Origin of the sequence: Chryseobacterium sp. JUb7, from assembly GCF_024806495.1 — a bacterium.
Taxonomy (GTDB): domain Bacteria; phylum Bacteroidota; class Bacteroidia; order Flavobacteriales; family Weeksellaceae; genus Chryseobacterium.
This window is the reverse complement of the sequence record NZ_JANUFF010000008.1, coordinates 12,679-28,129: the sequence shown is the minus strand read 5'-3', so window position 1 is coordinate 28,129 and position 15,451 is coordinate 12,679. Positions and strand designations below refer to the sequence as shown.

The window sequence follows — 15,451 nt, the reverse complement described above, 5'->3', positions numbered from 1 at the left end:
ATGATTGATTGTTAAATTTTCTGAGACAAAATTACAATAACGGAACGATCATTCCATTATGATAAGTGTTAAACTTTTGTTAAATTTAACTTATTGAAAATTAAAGCTGAATCTTTTTAGAATGGCAATTAAAATAAACTTTGCATTGTAAATCCCTGTTCCAGGTCAAGTAAAATAGACTTATTCGCCAGTCCACCCGCAAAACCTAATAATTTTCCGGATGCCCCCACTACCCTGTGACAGGGAACTATAATAGAAATCAGATTTTTATTTAAAGCTCCTCCAACAGCGCGAACGGCTTTGATATCACCAAGAATTTTGGACAGTTCGCCATATGTTTTTGTACTCCCGTACGGAATTTTCAACAGAGCTTCCCATACTTTTATCTGAAATTCGGTTCCTTTAAAATCCAAAGGAATATTAAAACAAGTTCTTTTTTTCTCAAAATATTCGTTTAATTCCTTTTCTGTCTGTAAAAGTATCGGATGATGGTCATCTTGTTCCGGAATGGGAAGCTTGGTTCTTTTATAATCTTCGCCTTCCCAGATTATAGCTACAAGCCCTTTATCAGAAGCAATAATTCTGATAAATCCAACAGGCGAATTAACGTCCTTATATATCAGCTGTTTCAGATCTTTCATTTTTTTCCTGTAATTTTCCCGGTATTTCGGATGCTATTTTCGTGCCCGGAAGCAGTTGCAGCATTAATCCTACCATAACAACACAAATTAACAAACAGATAATGCCGAAATGATAAGCCGCTTGCCACCCATCTTTTGAAAAATAAAAAAATACACCGCCAATGATGCTCACTCCCAACGCCGAAGCCGTTTGCTGAAAGGTAGAATAAATTCCTGCCGCTGCCCCCGCGTATTGAGATGGTACATTTTTCAGTGCTATATTTAATAATGAAGGTAGTACCAATCCGTTTCCGAATCCCCACATTCCCATTAATCCGATAATCATCCAGATACTGATTCCCGGTTTCCAGAGCGTCATCTGAAGATAAAATGCTGCCAATAAAATAACAACACCGATCTGCAACACTCTTTTCCCGAATTTAACAATTAATCGGGAAGCCATTACAGAAGAGCAAATAAATAAAATTCCGGGAACAATAAAATACAATCCTGAATCCAGTGCTGAAACTCCAAGTCCGTTTTGCAGATAAACTGCACTCAGCAGAAGATAAGCTGTATGTAACATGAAGTGAAACAGTACGGCAACCAGGCCAATATTGAAATCTTTTATTCTAAACAACCTGACATCAATTAAAGGGTTTTCATTCCTGGAAAGTTTGATTTTCTGGTTATAAATAAAAAACATAAATAGTAAAACTGATACCGCAAGCAATCCAAAACTCCACAATGGCCAACCTGCTTCACGTCCCTGAATTAAAGGATAAATAAGCGAAAATAAAGCCAGTGTTAAGATCAATATTCCAGTATAGTCAAATTTTGTACTTTGATGTTTTACAGTTTCAGTAACATACTGATATGTTGCCCAAAGTGTTACCATCCCTATTGGTAAATTAATAAAAAACACCAATCTCCACCCTTCAATAAACCAATGTGTATCAGACAAATACCCACCCAAAACCTGTCCGATTACGGCTGCCGTTCCGAGCGTTATTCCATATAATCCGAATGCTTTGGCCCGTTCTTTAGTATCCGTGAATAAGACCTGAATAAATGCGATCGTCTGCGGAACCATGAACGAAGCACTCAACCCCTGAAAAAGCCTTGTAACATTTAGCTGAAATGCTGTCTGTGACAATCCGCAAAGACAGGATGCAACCGTAAAAGCAAACATCCCCAAAAGAAAACCTTTTTTCTTCCGAAGTGATCTCCTGCCCTTCCGCCGGTTATCAGAAAAGCGGCATAACCAAGAAGATAGCCTGCGATTACCAGCTGCATTTCACCATCTGTCGCATGAACTCCCCTTTTGATGGTCGGAATGGCTACATTAATAATAAATACATCGATTACAGAGAGCAGCGGTGCTGATAATACGATGATAAGTTCAAGCCATTTATTCTTAATTTCCTTCATTTTAAATTAGCTTTTCAATAATTTTTTTTGCAGATTGTATTTCATCGGAATTTTTAAAAACGGAAGCTGTAACAATAGAACCTTCCAGCATTACATAAATTGTTTCTGCCAACTCTTCGTCTGACAGGAATTTTTTATGCACCGAATTTTCAACAAGACTTTTTATAAATTCCTTACTGTGAATTTTTGTTGCCTGTATTTCCTCCAAAAAACGAGGATCATCTATTCCTGCTTCATCATTGGCTTTGATAAAGGGACAGCCTCCAAATTTTCTGATTTCCTGCCGTTTCGTATGATGGTCGAAAAGAGTCAGGATCTTTTGTTTGGGATCAGCAACTTTATTTACAGCAGCCTCTAACCTGGTAAACCAAAGTTTGTGCGTACGCTGAACGTAAGCGATCAACAGATCTGTTTTCGTTTCAAAGTGTTTGTATAAAGATGCTTTTGCAATATCAGATTCCTCAATGATTTGATTGATTCCTGTATTACTGTAGCCTTGTAAGTAAAATAACCTCTCAGCCGTGTCCAGTATTTTGTCGACCACGACCTGTCCTCTCTGTTTCATAAGACAAATCTACAATTAAATAGACAGACTTGTATATTTAATTTTTATATCATTTTAATTCTCATCATCTATAGATCTGAAAGGGTGACTTAAATCTTGATGCCATATCAAAGAAATTATAAAGTAATTCTATATGATGATTTGCCTATTAATTAACAAACGACTAATATTGACAGAACATTTGTAAATCATTAATTTTTATGTTAACAGATATTATTTCGGAAAATCTCAGTGTTATTTTTTGCGGAATTAATCCCGGCTTAAAATCTGCTTCGGAGGGTTATCATTTCTCAGGAAAAAGCAATCGTTTTTGGAAAATTTTACATTTGGCAGGTTTTACACCCTACCAAATTGAAGCAGTTAATGATAAAGATATTTTAAAATTCGGCTACGGTTTAACGACCGCAGTGGCGAGACCTACTGTGCGTGCTGACGAGCTTTCGAAGCACGAATTTATACGTTCATTTGAGATATTCCAGGAGAAAATGGAGCGCTATCAGCCAAAGTATATAGCCTTTTTAGGAAAACCTGCTTACGCTGTATTTTCAGGCAAAAAACAAATTATGTGGGGCAGACAGAATGAAAAAATTCAAGATGCAACAGTTTGGGTACTGCCTAATCCCAGCGGTCTGAACCGTGGTTTCGGTATTGATGATCTTACCCTCCATTACACTGAACTTTATCATGATACAATACGACAGGATATAACCTGACTATCAACTTATTATTTTTTGCAGCTCTTCAAGCAACAACTGCTTCTCTGCTTCAGTCAAATTATTATTGTCTCCATCCAATGCATATTCAATCTGATGCATATCCTGTTTACACCATTTTATCATTCTGACAATTCCGGTTTTAGTAATTATTCCTTCGCTATTTTCAAATTTTGGAGGTGATGACAGATGAACCAATTTGGCATAATCTCTCAAAGCAAGCACTAATTTTCTATTATTTTCTTCTTGCTGCAATCCATATTTTATAAAATGAGTCTGGTCTGAACATATTGCTTTAATTTGTATCCCATCAAACTCTGTCTGGTCATACTCATCAAATACCGACCACAGATATTCCTTACTATCAACAGAGGTTCTATTTTTATTTTTTTTGTTTATTGCCATCTTTTTTAAAAGGTATATGTGAAATCTCCTGAGCTTATGATAAACTCAATAAAAACCTCATCCAGCAAGATGCCGAATGAGGTTAAGCCGTGACTCCCTATAAATTTAAGAAAGTTCGTCGATTACAGCAGTATATTCCGGGAAAATTTGTTTCAGATGATCCAGGAAAATTTTTCTTTCCTTGTCATCTTCCGGTAAAGATGTACTGCAACCCTCCTTAAAAGCCGGTGCTAAGCTACAGCTGCTTAAATTAAAATCTTTATTCAGAACTTTAGCACCAAACCATGTATTTTTGGGTACTATGACCTGTAACTTCTCTCCTTTAGCTATATTTCGACCTAAGACTTTAACAGTAGCTGTCTTTTTCAATACATCGAAAATATAAATTTCCAAGGCAGAGCCTTCATGAAAAAACCATTGTTCATCCATAGTAAGCTTATGCAATTTTAGCTTTGGAAGGTTATCTATCAGAATAAAATTCAAAGAATAGGTACTATCCTTGTCGGCTTCATGAGTACTGTCAATACCAAAATAACCGACACGATCTACCAGCTTAAGCCCTAAATCTTTAATCCACGCTTCTTTTGTTTTCTGCAAAGAGAAGTTAACCGTAGTCCCCAGAATCTCAGATTCATCTGTCGGACATCGCCATAATCCCTTTTGTGTAAGAATAGGCTGCTGAGATCCGTTCGGTAACTCTATTACTTCGCGATGATTCAACAATGGCACACCCGCTTTTCTTACTGCCGCATCATCTTTTACATGATCTGCTCTATCATCTATTTTGCCTACAATATCAGAGGCAGAACTCCCCACTAATTTCGCAAAGTTTTCATTACAAAATACAAATCTGGAATCAGCATCCTTAATGCAGGTATAAACCCCATCCATATTTACTACAGATATTAAATCCGGACTTACTTCTAAAAGTTTAACTGTTTCGTTATTATCCATGGTGCTTAAGATTTAGATTGATCAATTAAAGTAAGTACAGCAGTAGGCTCAGGATTTTTACTCTTAAGACGCTTTTGTTTAGCTGCAGACCGTTTATCAGCTAATTGTAACGCCATTGCGGTCATGGTTAAAGTCGGATTCCAGGCACCGCTCTGTGCCCATAATGACGCTCCTGTTATGAATAAATTAGATACAGCTTTATCATCATTGTCCAGCAGCTGATAATCTAAATTGACTACATGCTTAATACCATTTTTATTTTCTATAGGTAATGTAGAACCTTCGTGTACCATCGCAGGAACATGTGGATAAGGTGTACGGTCTTTTTTCTTCACCCATGAGTTTTGCATTTTATCTCGTTTTTCCAATTCATCTTTAGAATATTTGCCCACGAGAGATTCTTGGTAATAGTTAAGATCGCTATACCAGTATTCCGGATTATCAAATACATAATCAAGAATAGCATAGGCTGTTTCCCCCATATCATCCCATGTTTCTTTATCTAACGGACTAGGATTACAGCGCAATAAGCTTGCAGTCGTAGGATCAGTATCTTTATTGGCATTGAAAGATGCATTTTCATTATGAATATCTAATTCGCCTAAGACTGCACACACTAGGATGATATAATCCTCTGAGCCTTTCAATTGCTCAGGAGAGGCTGTAGACACTACATCAGGCATATAACGCATTGCCGTCTCTTTATTAGCTTTTGGATCAGGATCATGAATAATTGACAATTGAATATGAAACTGTTGCTTATTTTTCGCAAAGAAAGGTAAGTAAATGGCCCCCATCTGCAGATTGTTATTTTTTGATAGCTCTGAAAATTTGTCTTTCTTTACTCTGGCAGTGATGGCAGAGATAGTATGTGCAGTGAAATGGTTACCAGCTAATTTATGGTTGAATGATTTCTGGATCAGGGTAGCAGGTGGCATGGCTCCGGTTGCTAATATCAATTCTGCATCATTCAATGCAATGGTACCTCTCGTTGTCAATAATGCATAAGCTTTATTATTTTCATTAGAAATTTCTTCTACGATACATTCTGTCACAATATGTAATCTGTTTGGATACATATTATTACGTCCTTTTCTTTTTTTAATAACCGGATCATCATCCTTATCATCTTTATTAATTACAAATGCAGTGCTGTCTACCAAATTAAGAATAGCTGTCGGAGTAGAAAACTTATTAAAATCAATCCCTTTATCCTCACCATCACCACAAGCTAAAGAAGCATACTCTACCTTCATAAGCTCCGCTTCTGTTTTGTTGTTAGAGTTAAATTCTTCTCTTTTGTCCTTCAACTTTTTGTAAACAGCATCTTGCAATGCTCCGTATTCCGGCAATCGTAATTCACTTAAATTCTTGTTCAGCCCCATTTTTTTTAAATTCTCTGAAAAAGGCAAGTCATTTGACTTATGAACATGCAATAACTTAAGAGCTTCATCAAAATAAGATGTCTTATTATTTTTTTTTGTTAAAGACTCAAACAGCTCCGGAGACCATTTTTCAGCCTGGCGTTGTTCGGGTTGAGGGCACCAGGCGCTCCATAAGAAACTTCTACCGCCAAAATATGGCAACATACCATGCTGCGTCACACGATAAGGTGCTTTCTCAAGCATCGTAGACTGAGATAAACTCCAAGGAAAAGTTTCAGAAATAGGACCAACTAATTTCTTATAGCTTGCTCCTAAATTCTGAAAATGGGTAGGTAATAAAAAGCCTCCACGCTCAATCATGAGAATTGTAGCTTCACTTTCATTTTCCAGAATTCTTTTAGCAAAGGCATACCCACAGAAGCCCGAGCCAATAATTATATAGTCATAAGAATTGTTTTCTTTTGCTTCTTTCCATTGACCCTCAGTCAGGAAATAAGCGTGATTCATGATGTCCTGAATATCAGGTTTCTGAGGACCTGGAGTCGGATATCCGTTACCCAGGTTTTTTGATGATGCATAATTTGCCATAGTTATTTAGTTTTTTTTTATGGTTTTTATTAGTTTTTATATTTAAATATCCCTGAATTACTTTTTCAGAACCAGTTCAGGATTTAATTGTTTTTTAGTATAAATCATATACAAAAAGCTCTGCCAATAAGCGCTTGCCACTTCAGATTCTATAGGTTTGATTCTTTCGTCATTCAAGAAGTAATAATGCATCTTTGCTTTATCCAAAACAAGATCATTATGGTGTATAGGAGTAAGATTATCTATATACTCTTTTGCCTGTTCGAGCTTTCTGTACGTGTCATCAAAATAATATATATCATAATTTGTACTAGTAGGAAAATTCGCGGTGATAAAAGAGTTGATTGCCAATCCTTTGTTACCCCCTTTTGTGTAAATAACATTATTCGCCATCTGAACATCCGGTGGGACTGCTATCTCTTCTTTAGTTTTATACATAAACCGATAGCCTGCATTATATAAATTAGCATCTGTCTCGACAGCAATATTAATAGCCCGGGAAGTAAGTCCAAAAACCAATGTGTGCTCCTTTTTAGAAATTTTGTTTATTAAATCTCTGGCTTGTATACAAACAGGACTTACCGGCAGATACTTATAATTTGTCACAGAAATAGAATCATATAATTCATCAAAAAAAATCTTGGTATATGCAGGATTAATTTTAGTTTTTATTGAATCGCTAATCAATGACGACCAGTCATCACTGCCGTATTTTCTGTTGTTAACAATAAAGAGAGTGTTATCGAGATCGAAAAAAATAACTTTGGTAATACCGTGGGCAGCCTGTTGATTAATCGCTTGGTAATAAGGTGAACATTTATGATCAAAACCTACCATAACAGTATCTATAGTTTTTTGACTGTAAAGGTTCAAAATGCCGGCAAAACAAAGCATAAAAGCTAATGAAAGTTGTTGGGTAGATAAGAGTTTCATAACGAGTATAGCGTTTAAAGTTGATTTCGAGAGTAGATTAAGCCAATTATAAGAAGAGTAATACGGTACCAAAACTTTTTTACATTGGTTTCCGGCGCTACTTCTTTTGACATTATACCCTGTTGATATTAAATAACATATTAAAAACTCGTGTTTCCTGAAGCCTTGGTGTGAATTAGTTTAACTTGATGTCGGTCGAAATAAATGCACGTGTCGAAAGCGCTCCCCCAGGTGGAAAGTTCTAATATGATATTCATGGTGTATTATTATTCGATAAAAGTAATAAATCGAAAACAAGATCTATTAAGTATTTATACCTAATTTGTGGTATGTACATCATATCATCAGTGATTTGAGCAGCAGCAATAATGTAAAACCACTAGTTCACACATCGACATTAAAACATTAATTTACAAATACATTACACATCAAAAAAACATATTAAATATCATTTTTTGAGACTAAATTATACCATTATTGGTTACTGATACAGATTGTGTTTGTCAGGATTTCAATTTTCCGGCGACTATTATTTAAACATTCTAAAGGTTGGGATGTATAAATAAAATTAAGTTATACAAATTGAAAAGCTATGAAAAACTATTATTTAAAGAACCCTTTAAAAGTTAGGACTACTATTTTATTTCTGGGACTTACATTGGCTTATTCTTGCAATGACGATTCTATGGATTCTGTAGCAAAACGTACCGAAGAGAAAATTGTTGTTGCCAATCGGAATGGCAAAAGTATCAGCTTTATAGATGTTGATACCAACAAAACGACAAACACGCTATTGATCCCAAATTCAGAACCAATGTATGTAGTATATGTACCTAAAACAGATAAAATTTATGTCGGAGACAGGTCAGAAAAAAAGGTGCATGTAATAAACCCTGAAAATAAGCAGGTTGAAAGGTCAATTGCTGCCGGAGAAGGAATTTTCCACATGTGGGCAGATGGACAGGGAAAAAAGCTTTGGGTGGTAAACGATATAGAGAATACAATTTCTGTTATCAATTTAAGTACGAATACGGTATCAAAAACCATTGCTATTGACATGAAGCCTCATGATGTATTTGTAACTCAGGATGGAAGCAAGGCATTTGTATCTGTTCTCACAGGAAATCCGGCATCGGATAAGGTATACATATATTCTACAGATTCGTATTTGAAAACAGGAGAGCTTACAGTGGGTAAAGAACCGCATTTATTTCATTCAGCAAGCAATAGGTTATATGTTCCTTGCCAATCTGGAAAAGTATATGCTTTCGATTCTCAGACCCTGAATTCTATATTTGAAAAAAATTATCCGGGAGCCCACGGAATTTTTCATTCACCCAATCAAAATAATATTTTTGTAAGCAATATTACCGGAAATCAGCTGTATTCAATCAATTCAGCAACAGGCGAAGAAGCAAATACACCAGCACCTGTTTCCAGTACTCCTCATAACATTGTCGTCAATAACGACGGAAATAAAATGTTTGTAACAAACTCAGGAGTGACTTCTACCAGCTTATCTGTTTACCATATCAATTCCTCCGGAGCAATAGCCCCGTCAGCATCTGTAAATGTAGGAACCAACCCTTTCGGATTAACCTACTATAAACGAGAACTAAACTAAATTACATAATGATGAAAAATTATTGGAACAAAGCACTGTCTTTTGAATCTTATCTTGATTTAATATCAGAAAAGACAGTATCGGAAGCAAAACAGAACATACAGGATAAATATTTTGCAGCTCTTGAGAGATCAAAATATATCGTTGAAAACTATGTTCCCAGTACTACTCAAATCATTGATTTTCAGAAAAAAGATTTTAATGGCAAGATTTTAATTGCCGAAATTTCATTATTCAATTCAGCAACCTGTTCAGGTGTCAAGTAATGAGCCGGTCCATAACCTAAATCTTGTTCTTCGCTAATTAGTTGGCCGCTGAATAAAACTTTCACAAGATTATGTTCAGCGGTTGCCAGACTTTGTTCAGTCAGTAAATATATAATTCCGTCCCACGATTTGTCAATATCAACTAAGTTTTCGTTTTCCGTTTCATCATCATAGATTTTTTCTTCCAATAATGAACTATTTTTCAGATATTCTTGAAGTTCAGATTTTGTCACTCGAAGCAAATTTCCTATCATGCTCATAAGTCAAATTATTTTTTTGTTTAAATTTTAGTTTTTTTCTGTTAGCAAGACTTTTGGCAAGTTTTCAGCTAGCATTCTATATTTATGATCAACATTTCAAAACTTTGGCGGTGTCAGACATTTCGAAGCCGAAGCGTTCAACTAAAATACAAATATCTATAGAAGTACAAAATGCGAATTTTATACTTTCTGCTTCATTAACAGGCAATTATTTTTCATTAAGAATTTGCTGTAATATTAATGCTGTTGCTTTTGCATCGTGTAATGCCCTATGAAATTTAAAATCTTCTTTTAGATTCATTTTTTCTAAAACTCTTTCTAAAGAAATTCCAGATGTAGAGATGTTTTTTTTTGCCAGCCAATAAACACCCAGCGCTCTGATATCAAAACCTCCACCAACAAAATATTTGTTATAATCAAATCCAAATTCCGTAAATTCTTTCCTCAAAAGCGGTAAGTCGTAGTACAATCCCCAACCGGCTAAAGTTGATTTATTTTTTTCTCCGTACCAATCTAAAAATAAGAGAATGGCTTCATCAAAATACTTTTCATTTTCAACCATTTCATTTGTAATGTTTGTAATGTCAGTGATTTCGGGTAAAATTGGAAAATGTTTCGGTTTTATTAAAATGGAGAATTCGCTTTTTATTTCAAAAGTTTTCTTATCTAATTTTACAGCTCCTATTTCTATTATATTCGTTTCATTTATTTCATTTTTTCCAAAAGTTTTGCAACTTCCTTCTAAATCATAAATCACTAAATCACTTGAAAATTTCATATCCCTTTTAGTTGTTTTTGAGTTTCCTGCCACTACCTTTTCAAATTACACAATAGGAAATGAGAAAAGCAATAAGCTTTATAAATGTTTTTGGATTTCAGTTTTAAAGATTTCTATGTTGTCATTAACGATATTCATATTAAATTTTTTACTGAATATTTCTCAAAGATATCTTCTCACTACGCAATCTATTAGCATATCTAATCATTTTGTAGTTTTAAAAAAAAAATATCTTTTAAACATGGTATAGATTCCGCGATTGATGTTCGTATATTGGTGTGTGATGAAAAAATAAAATGTTTAGTCTCGGATGGTGAAAAACCTGTTCAGGAAACATTAATTTTACACTTTATCCAGCCATTGAAAAACCATTTGGAAGACTGCGATTATCATTTATAGTTTATTACATTTTCTAATTTAAGTTCTTTTACATCTATTTTGACTGACAAAGGCGATTGTATTAATTTCAAAAAACTTTCATTCATATTCGTTCCGGAAATTACACCTAAATCATTTTCAATGGCAATTTCTATGAATTTGCAGAAATCGGAAAAATATTTTTCTGCGTCTTTCCCTGTAGAATATAAATTTTCTTTATCAAGCCATAAAAGTTGTAAATCTTCATTCGTTACCCAGTTTATCAATCCATTACAATTTGATGCAACAGGATAAAATATACTACCTAATTCATTATTTGTAAAGTCAGAAATGATGTCTTCAGCAATAGATCCCGGTTTTGCACCAACACATGCTGTAAATATAGTTCGGCCTAAAATTAAATGAGGGTTAAACGATGCGCATTCAGAGAAAATGATTAACGTCAAAATGAGATTAATATCTTCGATTATTGGTTCATTTTCTCTATAAAAATCATCTTCATCTTTATATAATTTTTTAATAAAACTACTGTACTCTTCATTTACGCTTTTTTTTCTATTTTTAATATTAAATAAAGTTTCGTGTATCTTAAATTCATCATCTAAAAATTGGCTAAATTTAATAATATCAGTAATTCTTTCTTCATTTTGGTCACTATTACCCACTATATATTTTCCAAATTCTGAATTGAAATAATTCCTCAGCAAATACCCTTCGCCCCGTAAGTCAGGAACAATTTTTGAATAGAATTTTTTGTCATCAAAATGATGTAACGTATTCCAACTACCCATCGATTTTGCTATTAAGATTAAGGAGAATTTTTGGTAAATTGAATTTAATATTATTCATGCTATCGTTTGGGAGATTTAAAATTATATTTCCTCACATTAAACCGTATTTATTTAATAGTTTTTTTTAAAAATTAATAATTTTATTTCTTTCCAAACAACTTATTAACTCGATTAATATTTAAACCAACTGTCTCTCGTTTCAAATCTTCATTGGTAGCCTTATTTACAAATTTAAAACTAACAAAATTGACAGCGTAAAAATCAAGAGTTAAAACACCTTCTGGAAAAGTTAAAATTAATTCTTGTTTTTTCTTTTCTTGTATCTTTTCAATTATAAGTTTATGCAATTTATCTAATGTATCTTTTTCAGTCGAAAAAATAAACTCGTAAGATTTTGATGGATTTAAAACAGAAGCGTTATTTCCAATTGTATTATAATCTAAATAAGAAATTTTAGCTTTTGTTTTATCTGAATTTTCATAAAGCTTTATTCCTTCAAAATACTTTCCAATTTCTTTCCAATTATTGTTTGATACTGTAAATTGACCAAAAATTACTCCAGAGTATAATACAAATAATAAAAATATTTTTTTCATAATCCAGTTTATTCTATATGTTAATTTTATTGTCCGATGTATTTTTTATAGTGACTCAATTAATATTATCGTTGCCTTTTTCACTATCTATTTTGTATTTCTATTTACTGTTCAGTTAAAGTTATTCTACATTATAAACAGTAATTCAATATAGCTATCATAAATAGAAAATAATTTTTCATTTTTCAGTACCATCATAATTATAGATATCCTTACTCCAATCGATCAAAACTTCATTGACCCAATCAACAAAACTATTATTTGATACTTCCACATTTTCAAAATCATCATATTCCAAATCCCATTGCCAAAATACTACAGGACATATTCCGTCAGCTAATTTGGATAAATCCAAACAATAATGATTTCCACGTCCATCAGGTGAAAATGGGAAAAAATAGCTTGGCATTGGATTATCAACATCAAAATGTTCAAATTTATAGACTATATCCAGAGAATTTTCTTTTAAACTGAAAGATAAACCATAAATTTCAGTTCCTGCAAGAATAATTCCGTTGTGTTTCTTGGCTATAAACTTAAAATCTATCGGTAATTCATAACCGATATTATTCTCAAATTCTTCTATTCGAAAATCTTTAATATTGTCCCCTAAATATAAAATCTCTTTTGAGAAGTTATAAAGTTCTTTTAAAGCTTTTTCACATACATCTATTATCATCATTTTTTAAGACTAAAATTACTTAATTGCTATCCTATCATTTTGAGTGTTTTATACCAGAAATTTCAATGCAGACAACTTCAATATCCTTCAAAATAATTCAAATCTTCCCTATTATCCAAAAAAATCCCGAATGAACGGGATTTTAATTTCTTATCTATAAATTTATTTTATCTCTACAGGAACTGAGATTTTATCCCAATCCATTGTAAATCCATTATTGTTTACTTTATAAATTAAAGTTTCCTGCGTTGCTGGTAAAGCTTTTGTTTTTACATCAACACGTAAAGCATCTTTAGCTTCTTCGTATTTATAAGCACCCCATTGTTTTGACTCTTTGTTGAAAACCGCAGTCCAAGTTCCGCTTTCTTTAGGAATTAAGAAAAAGCTATATTTACCTGCAGGAAGTTTTTTACCCTGAACGGTAATATCCTTGCTGGTCTCGAAAGTAGTGGCTTCATTAGCACCTGCACGCCAGACTTTATCATAAGCTACTAAATCACCCCAGATTTTACGTTCCTTAACAGAAGGGCTGCTATAAGCTATTGTAACGGTTGCATCTTTAATTTTTCCCGTTGCAGTAGCTGCAGGGCTGGCAGGCTTTTTAGTATCCTGTGCAAAGGCATTCACTGAAACCGTCATTGCAGCAAAAAGTACAGTAGCAGATTTAATCATTGTTTTCATACTATTTTTATTTATTTGTTTTTATTATTGTTCGTTTACGAATTTACGGCTTTCGGCTTATAAAACAGTAATCCGATTGCAGAAAATATAATGACTGCCGCTGCCCCTATTACGTTAAGCCAAAGGAAAGAAACGATATCAAACTGATAAACGGCAATAACCGCAATTTCCGATAAAATGGCAGCAATAAATACATTCGAACCAGTGATTTTTTTATAGTAAAATGCGACCAGAAAAATCCCCAATATCGGACCGTAGAAAAGAGATCCTAATACATTAACGGCTTCAATAAGGGAACCCATTTGAGTGGCAAACATCGCTACACCGATTGAGAAAATACCCCAAGCTAAAGTATGCAGGCGACTGTACCTCAACTCAGTGGCATCGTCAGGAGTTTCTTTTTTAAATATCAAATGAACATCTTTTAAGGAGCAGGCGGCAAGGGAATTCAGCGCTGCTGAAATTGAACCCCAGCTGGCCAGAAAAATAACGGCAAACAGTAAACCGATCATCCCTACAGGCAAGGTATTTTTTACGAAATACAGGAAAATGTAATTGGTATCTGTTTTCTCTGCATTATAGTTTGAATGATTAATAGCTTCCTCTACCCTGCCGTGAAGCTCTTTTACCTGGGTCTGTGTGCTTTTAAAATCCTGAATTGTTTTTGTGAGTTGGGGAGATTGAATTTCTTTCAGTTTTAGAATTTCTTTCGACTCTGCGTTAAATTTAATTTGTAAATCCCGATGCTCTTTTTCAAAAACTGCTGCCTGTTCAGGTTTTGTTTCCTTTAAATATTGATAAGAACGCTCGTTAAAATAAATCGGGGCCGGTTTTAAGGAAAAGAAGGCGAAAAGCAGAGCACCGATCAGAAGAATAGCAAACTGCATCGGAATTTTAACCAATCCGTTCAACAGCAAGCCCATTTTCGCATTGGTATTGTCCTTCGCGGTAATATACCTGCCGACCTGACTCTGGTCAGTCCCAAAGTAAGAAAGTGCCAGAAAAAAACCGCCAATCAATCCGCTCCAGATATTGTATTTATCTTTCCAGTCGAATTCTGTGGTGATTACATTGAGTTTTCCGGATTTTCCCGCCAGATAAAGCGCGTCGTTAAAACCAATTCCATTCGGCATATTTTGAATAAGTAAATATCCTGCAAAAGCCATGGTTCCCAGAATAATGAGAAACTGTAATTTTTGAGTGTGAGCGATTGCTTTTGCTCCTCCAACATAGGTGTAAATCAACAGAATGCCACCCGTTAAAACATTGGTTAAATAAATATTCCAGTTTAAAACGCTTGATAAGATGATACTCGGAGCGTAAATGCTGATTCCTGTTGATAATCCTCTGGAAAAAAGAAAAAGCAGTGAAGTGAGTACCCTTGTTTTTTTATCAAAACGGTTTTCTAAATATTCATAGGCGGTGTACACATTTAAGCGTTGAAAAATCGGGATGAAAGTGATACAGATCACAATCATCGCCAAAGGCAGACCAAAGTAATACTGCACGAAACGCATCCCATCTGTATAAGCCTGACCCGGTGCCGAAAGAAATGTAATCGCACTTGCCTGAGTCGCCATAATACCGATCAACACAATGTACCAGGGCATTTTATTATCCGCTTTCAGGTAGGATTCGTTGCTTTTTTGGCCACGACCGATGAATACGCCGTAAACCACTACCGCAACCAGTGTAACAATAAGAACTGTCCAATCTATCGTACTCATGCCCAGAATTTAGTGAAGAAATAATAAAATGCGATCTGAACTACTAATGCAATCGCTAATAGTATGTACCAGGT

15 protein-coding genes and 1 pseudogene are annotated in these 15,451 nt (G+C 34.3%); 2 read left to right on the top strand and 14 right to left on the bottom strand.

The features are described from left to right. Nucleotides 1-128 precede the first annotated feature (128 nt). The 3 genes and pseudogenes from M2373_RS14895 to M2373_RS14885 form a co-directional block, all read right to left on the bottom strand. Nucleotides 129-641 carry a methylated-DNA--[protein]-cysteine S-methyltransferase gene (locus tag M2373_RS14895; RefSeq protein WP_259111837.1) on the bottom strand — a complete coding sequence of 171 codons (513 nt, stop codon included), beginning with the start codon at nt 639-641 and terminating at the stop codon, nt 129-131. After that, nucleotides 613-2,051: pseudogene (locus M2373_RS14890) on the bottom strand (MFS transporter). The gene M2373_RS14895 and the pseudogene M2373_RS14890 overlap by 29 nt, the downstream one beginning before the upstream one ends. A 1-nt stretch (nt 2,052) precedes the next feature. Further along, nucleotides 2,053-2,616 (bottom strand): TetR/AcrR family transcriptional regulator, encoded by a 564-nt coding sequence (locus M2373_RS14885; RefSeq protein WP_259111836.1) that lies wholly within the window; start codon nt 2,614-2,616, stop codon nt 2,053-2,055. Nucleotides 2,617-2,816: 200 nt separating this feature from the next. Here M2373_RS14885 and mug point away from each other — a divergent pair, with 200 nt between their 5' ends. Then, entirely contained in the window at nt 2,817-3,329 is a 513-nt protein-coding gene (gene mug, locus M2373_RS14880) for a G/U mismatch-specific DNA glycosylase (protein WP_259111835.1), read from the top strand. A gap of 3 nt (nt 3,330-3,332) precedes the next feature. Here mug and M2373_RS14875 read toward each other — a convergent pair whose 3' ends face one another. The 4 genes from M2373_RS14875 to M2373_RS14860 form a co-directional block, all read right to left on the bottom strand. Further along, on the bottom strand, nt 3,333-3,734 hold the full coding sequence (locus M2373_RS14875) for a hypothetical protein (RefSeq protein ID WP_259111834.1): 402 nt from the start codon (nt 3,732-3,734) through the stop codon (nt 3,333-3,335). A 105-nt stretch (nt 3,735-3,839) separates the two neighbouring features. Further along, entirely contained in the window at nt 3,840-4,688 is an 849-nt protein-coding gene (locus tag M2373_RS14870; protein WP_259111833.1) for a cupin domain-containing protein, read from the bottom strand. A gap of 5 nt (nt 4,689-4,693) precedes the next feature. Continuing rightward, entirely contained in the window at nt 4,694-6,661 is a 1,968-nt protein-coding gene (locus tag M2373_RS14865; protein WP_259111832.1) for a hypothetical protein, read from the bottom strand. A gap of 57 nt (nt 6,662-6,718) precedes the next feature. Continuing rightward, nucleotides 6,719-7,594, bottom strand: a complete 876-nt coding sequence (locus M2373_RS14860) for a DUF2608 domain-containing protein (RefSeq protein ID WP_259111831.1) — start codon at nt 7,592-7,594, stop codon at nt 6,719-6,721. A gap of 592 nt (nt 7,595-8,186) precedes the next feature. On the opposite strand from M2373_RS14860, the gene M2373_RS14855 reads away from it, so the two are divergent. Beyond that, complete coding sequence (locus M2373_RS14855) at nt 8,187-9,218, top strand: YncE family protein (RefSeq protein WP_259111830.1); 1,032 nt, start codon at nt 8,187-8,189, stop codon at nt 9,216-9,218. A gap of 184 nt (nt 9,219-9,402) precedes the next feature. Here M2373_RS14855 and M2373_RS14850 read toward each other — a convergent pair whose 3' ends face one another. The 7 genes from M2373_RS14850 to M2373_RS14820 all read right to left on the bottom strand — a co-directional run bounded on the left by M2373_RS14850 (nt 9,403) and on the right by M2373_RS14820 (nt 15,377). Continuing rightward, nucleotides 9,403-9,744, bottom strand: coding sequence for a YfbM family protein (locus M2373_RS14850; protein WP_259111829.1), 342 nt, complete (start codon nt 9,742-9,744; stop codon nt 9,403-9,405). A 208-nt stretch (nt 9,745-9,952) separates the two neighbouring features. Beyond that, entirely contained in the window at nt 9,953-10,555 is a 603-nt protein-coding gene (locus M2373_RS14845; protein ID WP_259111828.1) for a 3'-5' exonuclease, read from the bottom strand. A gap of 356 nt (nt 10,556-10,911) precedes the next feature. Next, complete coding sequence (locus tag M2373_RS14840; protein ID WP_259111827.1) at nt 10,912-11,691, bottom strand: hypothetical protein; 780 nt, start codon at nt 11,689-11,691, stop codon at nt 10,912-10,914. Between the two features lie 140 nt (nt 11,692-11,831). Then, nucleotides 11,832-12,287, bottom strand: coding sequence for a hypothetical protein (locus M2373_RS14835; RefSeq protein ID WP_259111826.1), 456 nt, complete (start codon nt 12,285-12,287; stop codon nt 11,832-11,834). A 178-nt stretch (nt 12,288-12,465) separates the two neighbouring features. After that, a complete protein-coding gene (locus tag M2373_RS14830) occupies nt 12,466-12,969 on the bottom strand; it encodes an SMI1/KNR4 family protein (protein WP_259111825.1) in 504 nt (167 codons plus the stop codon). Nucleotides 12,970-13,131: 162 nt separating this feature from the next. Then, entirely contained in the window at nt 13,132-13,650 is a 519-nt protein-coding gene (locus M2373_RS14825) for a DUF2911 domain-containing protein (RefSeq protein ID WP_259111824.1), read from the bottom strand. A 35-nt stretch (nt 13,651-13,685) separates the two neighbouring features. Continuing rightward, the gene (locus M2373_RS14820; RefSeq protein WP_259111823.1) at nt 13,686-15,377 is read right to left on the bottom strand and encodes a sodium:solute symporter; all 1,692 of its coding nucleotides are present in this window, start codon (nt 15,375-15,377) and stop codon (nt 13,686-13,688) included. Between the last annotated feature and the right edge of the window lie 74 nt (nt 15,378-15,451).

Excerpts from the sequence above, each read along its gene's own strand:
- M2373_RS14895 (WP_259111837.1), bottom strand. The coding sequence starts at position 641 with ATGAAAGATCTGAAACAGCTGATATATAAGGACGTTAATTCGCCTGTT.
- M2373_RS14885 (WP_259111836.1), bottom strand. The coding sequence starts at position 2,616 with ATGAAACAGAGAGGACAGGTCGTGGTCGACAAAATACTGGACACGGCT.
- mug (WP_259111835.1), top strand. The coding sequence starts at position 2,817 with ATGTTAACAGATATTATTTCGGAAAATCTCAGTGTTATTTTTTGCGGA.
- M2373_RS14875 (WP_259111834.1), bottom strand. The coding sequence starts at position 3,734 with ATGGCAATAAACAAAAAAAATAAAAATAGAACCTCTGTTGATAGTAAG.
- M2373_RS14870 (WP_259111833.1), bottom strand. The coding sequence starts at position 4,688 with ATGGATAATAACGAAACAGTTAAACTTTTAGAAGTAAGTCCGGATTTA.
- M2373_RS14865 (WP_259111832.1), bottom strand. The coding sequence starts at position 6,661 with ATGGCAAATTATGCATCATCAAAAAACCTGGGTAACGGATATCCGACT.
- M2373_RS14860 (WP_259111831.1), bottom strand. The coding sequence starts at position 7,594 with ATGAAACTCTTATCTACCCAACAACTTTCATTAGCTTTTATGCTTTGT.
- M2373_RS14855 (WP_259111830.1), top strand. The coding sequence starts at position 8,187 with ATGAAAAACTATTATTTAAAGAACCCTTTAAAAGTTAGGACTACTATT.
- M2373_RS14850 (WP_259111829.1), bottom strand. The coding sequence starts at position 9,744 with ATGAGCATGATAGGAAATTTGCTTCGAGTGACAAAATCTGAACTTCAA.
- M2373_RS14840 (WP_259111827.1), bottom strand. The coding sequence starts at position 11,691 with ATGGGTAGTTGGAATACGTTACATCATTTTGATGACAAAAAATTCTAT.
- M2373_RS14835 (WP_259111826.1), bottom strand. The coding sequence starts at position 12,287 with ATGAAAAAAATATTTTTATTATTTGTATTATACTCTGGAGTAATTTTT.
- M2373_RS14830 (WP_259111825.1), bottom strand. The coding sequence starts at position 12,969 with ATGATGATAATAGATGTATGTGAAAAAGCTTTAAAAGAACTTTATAAC.
- M2373_RS14825 (WP_259111824.1), bottom strand. The coding sequence starts at position 13,650 with ATGAAAACAATGATTAAATCTGCTACTGTACTTTTTGCTGCAATGACG.
- M2373_RS14820 (WP_259111823.1), bottom strand. The coding sequence starts at position 15,377 with ATGAGTACGATAGATTGGACAGTTCTTATTGTTACACTGGTTGCGGTA.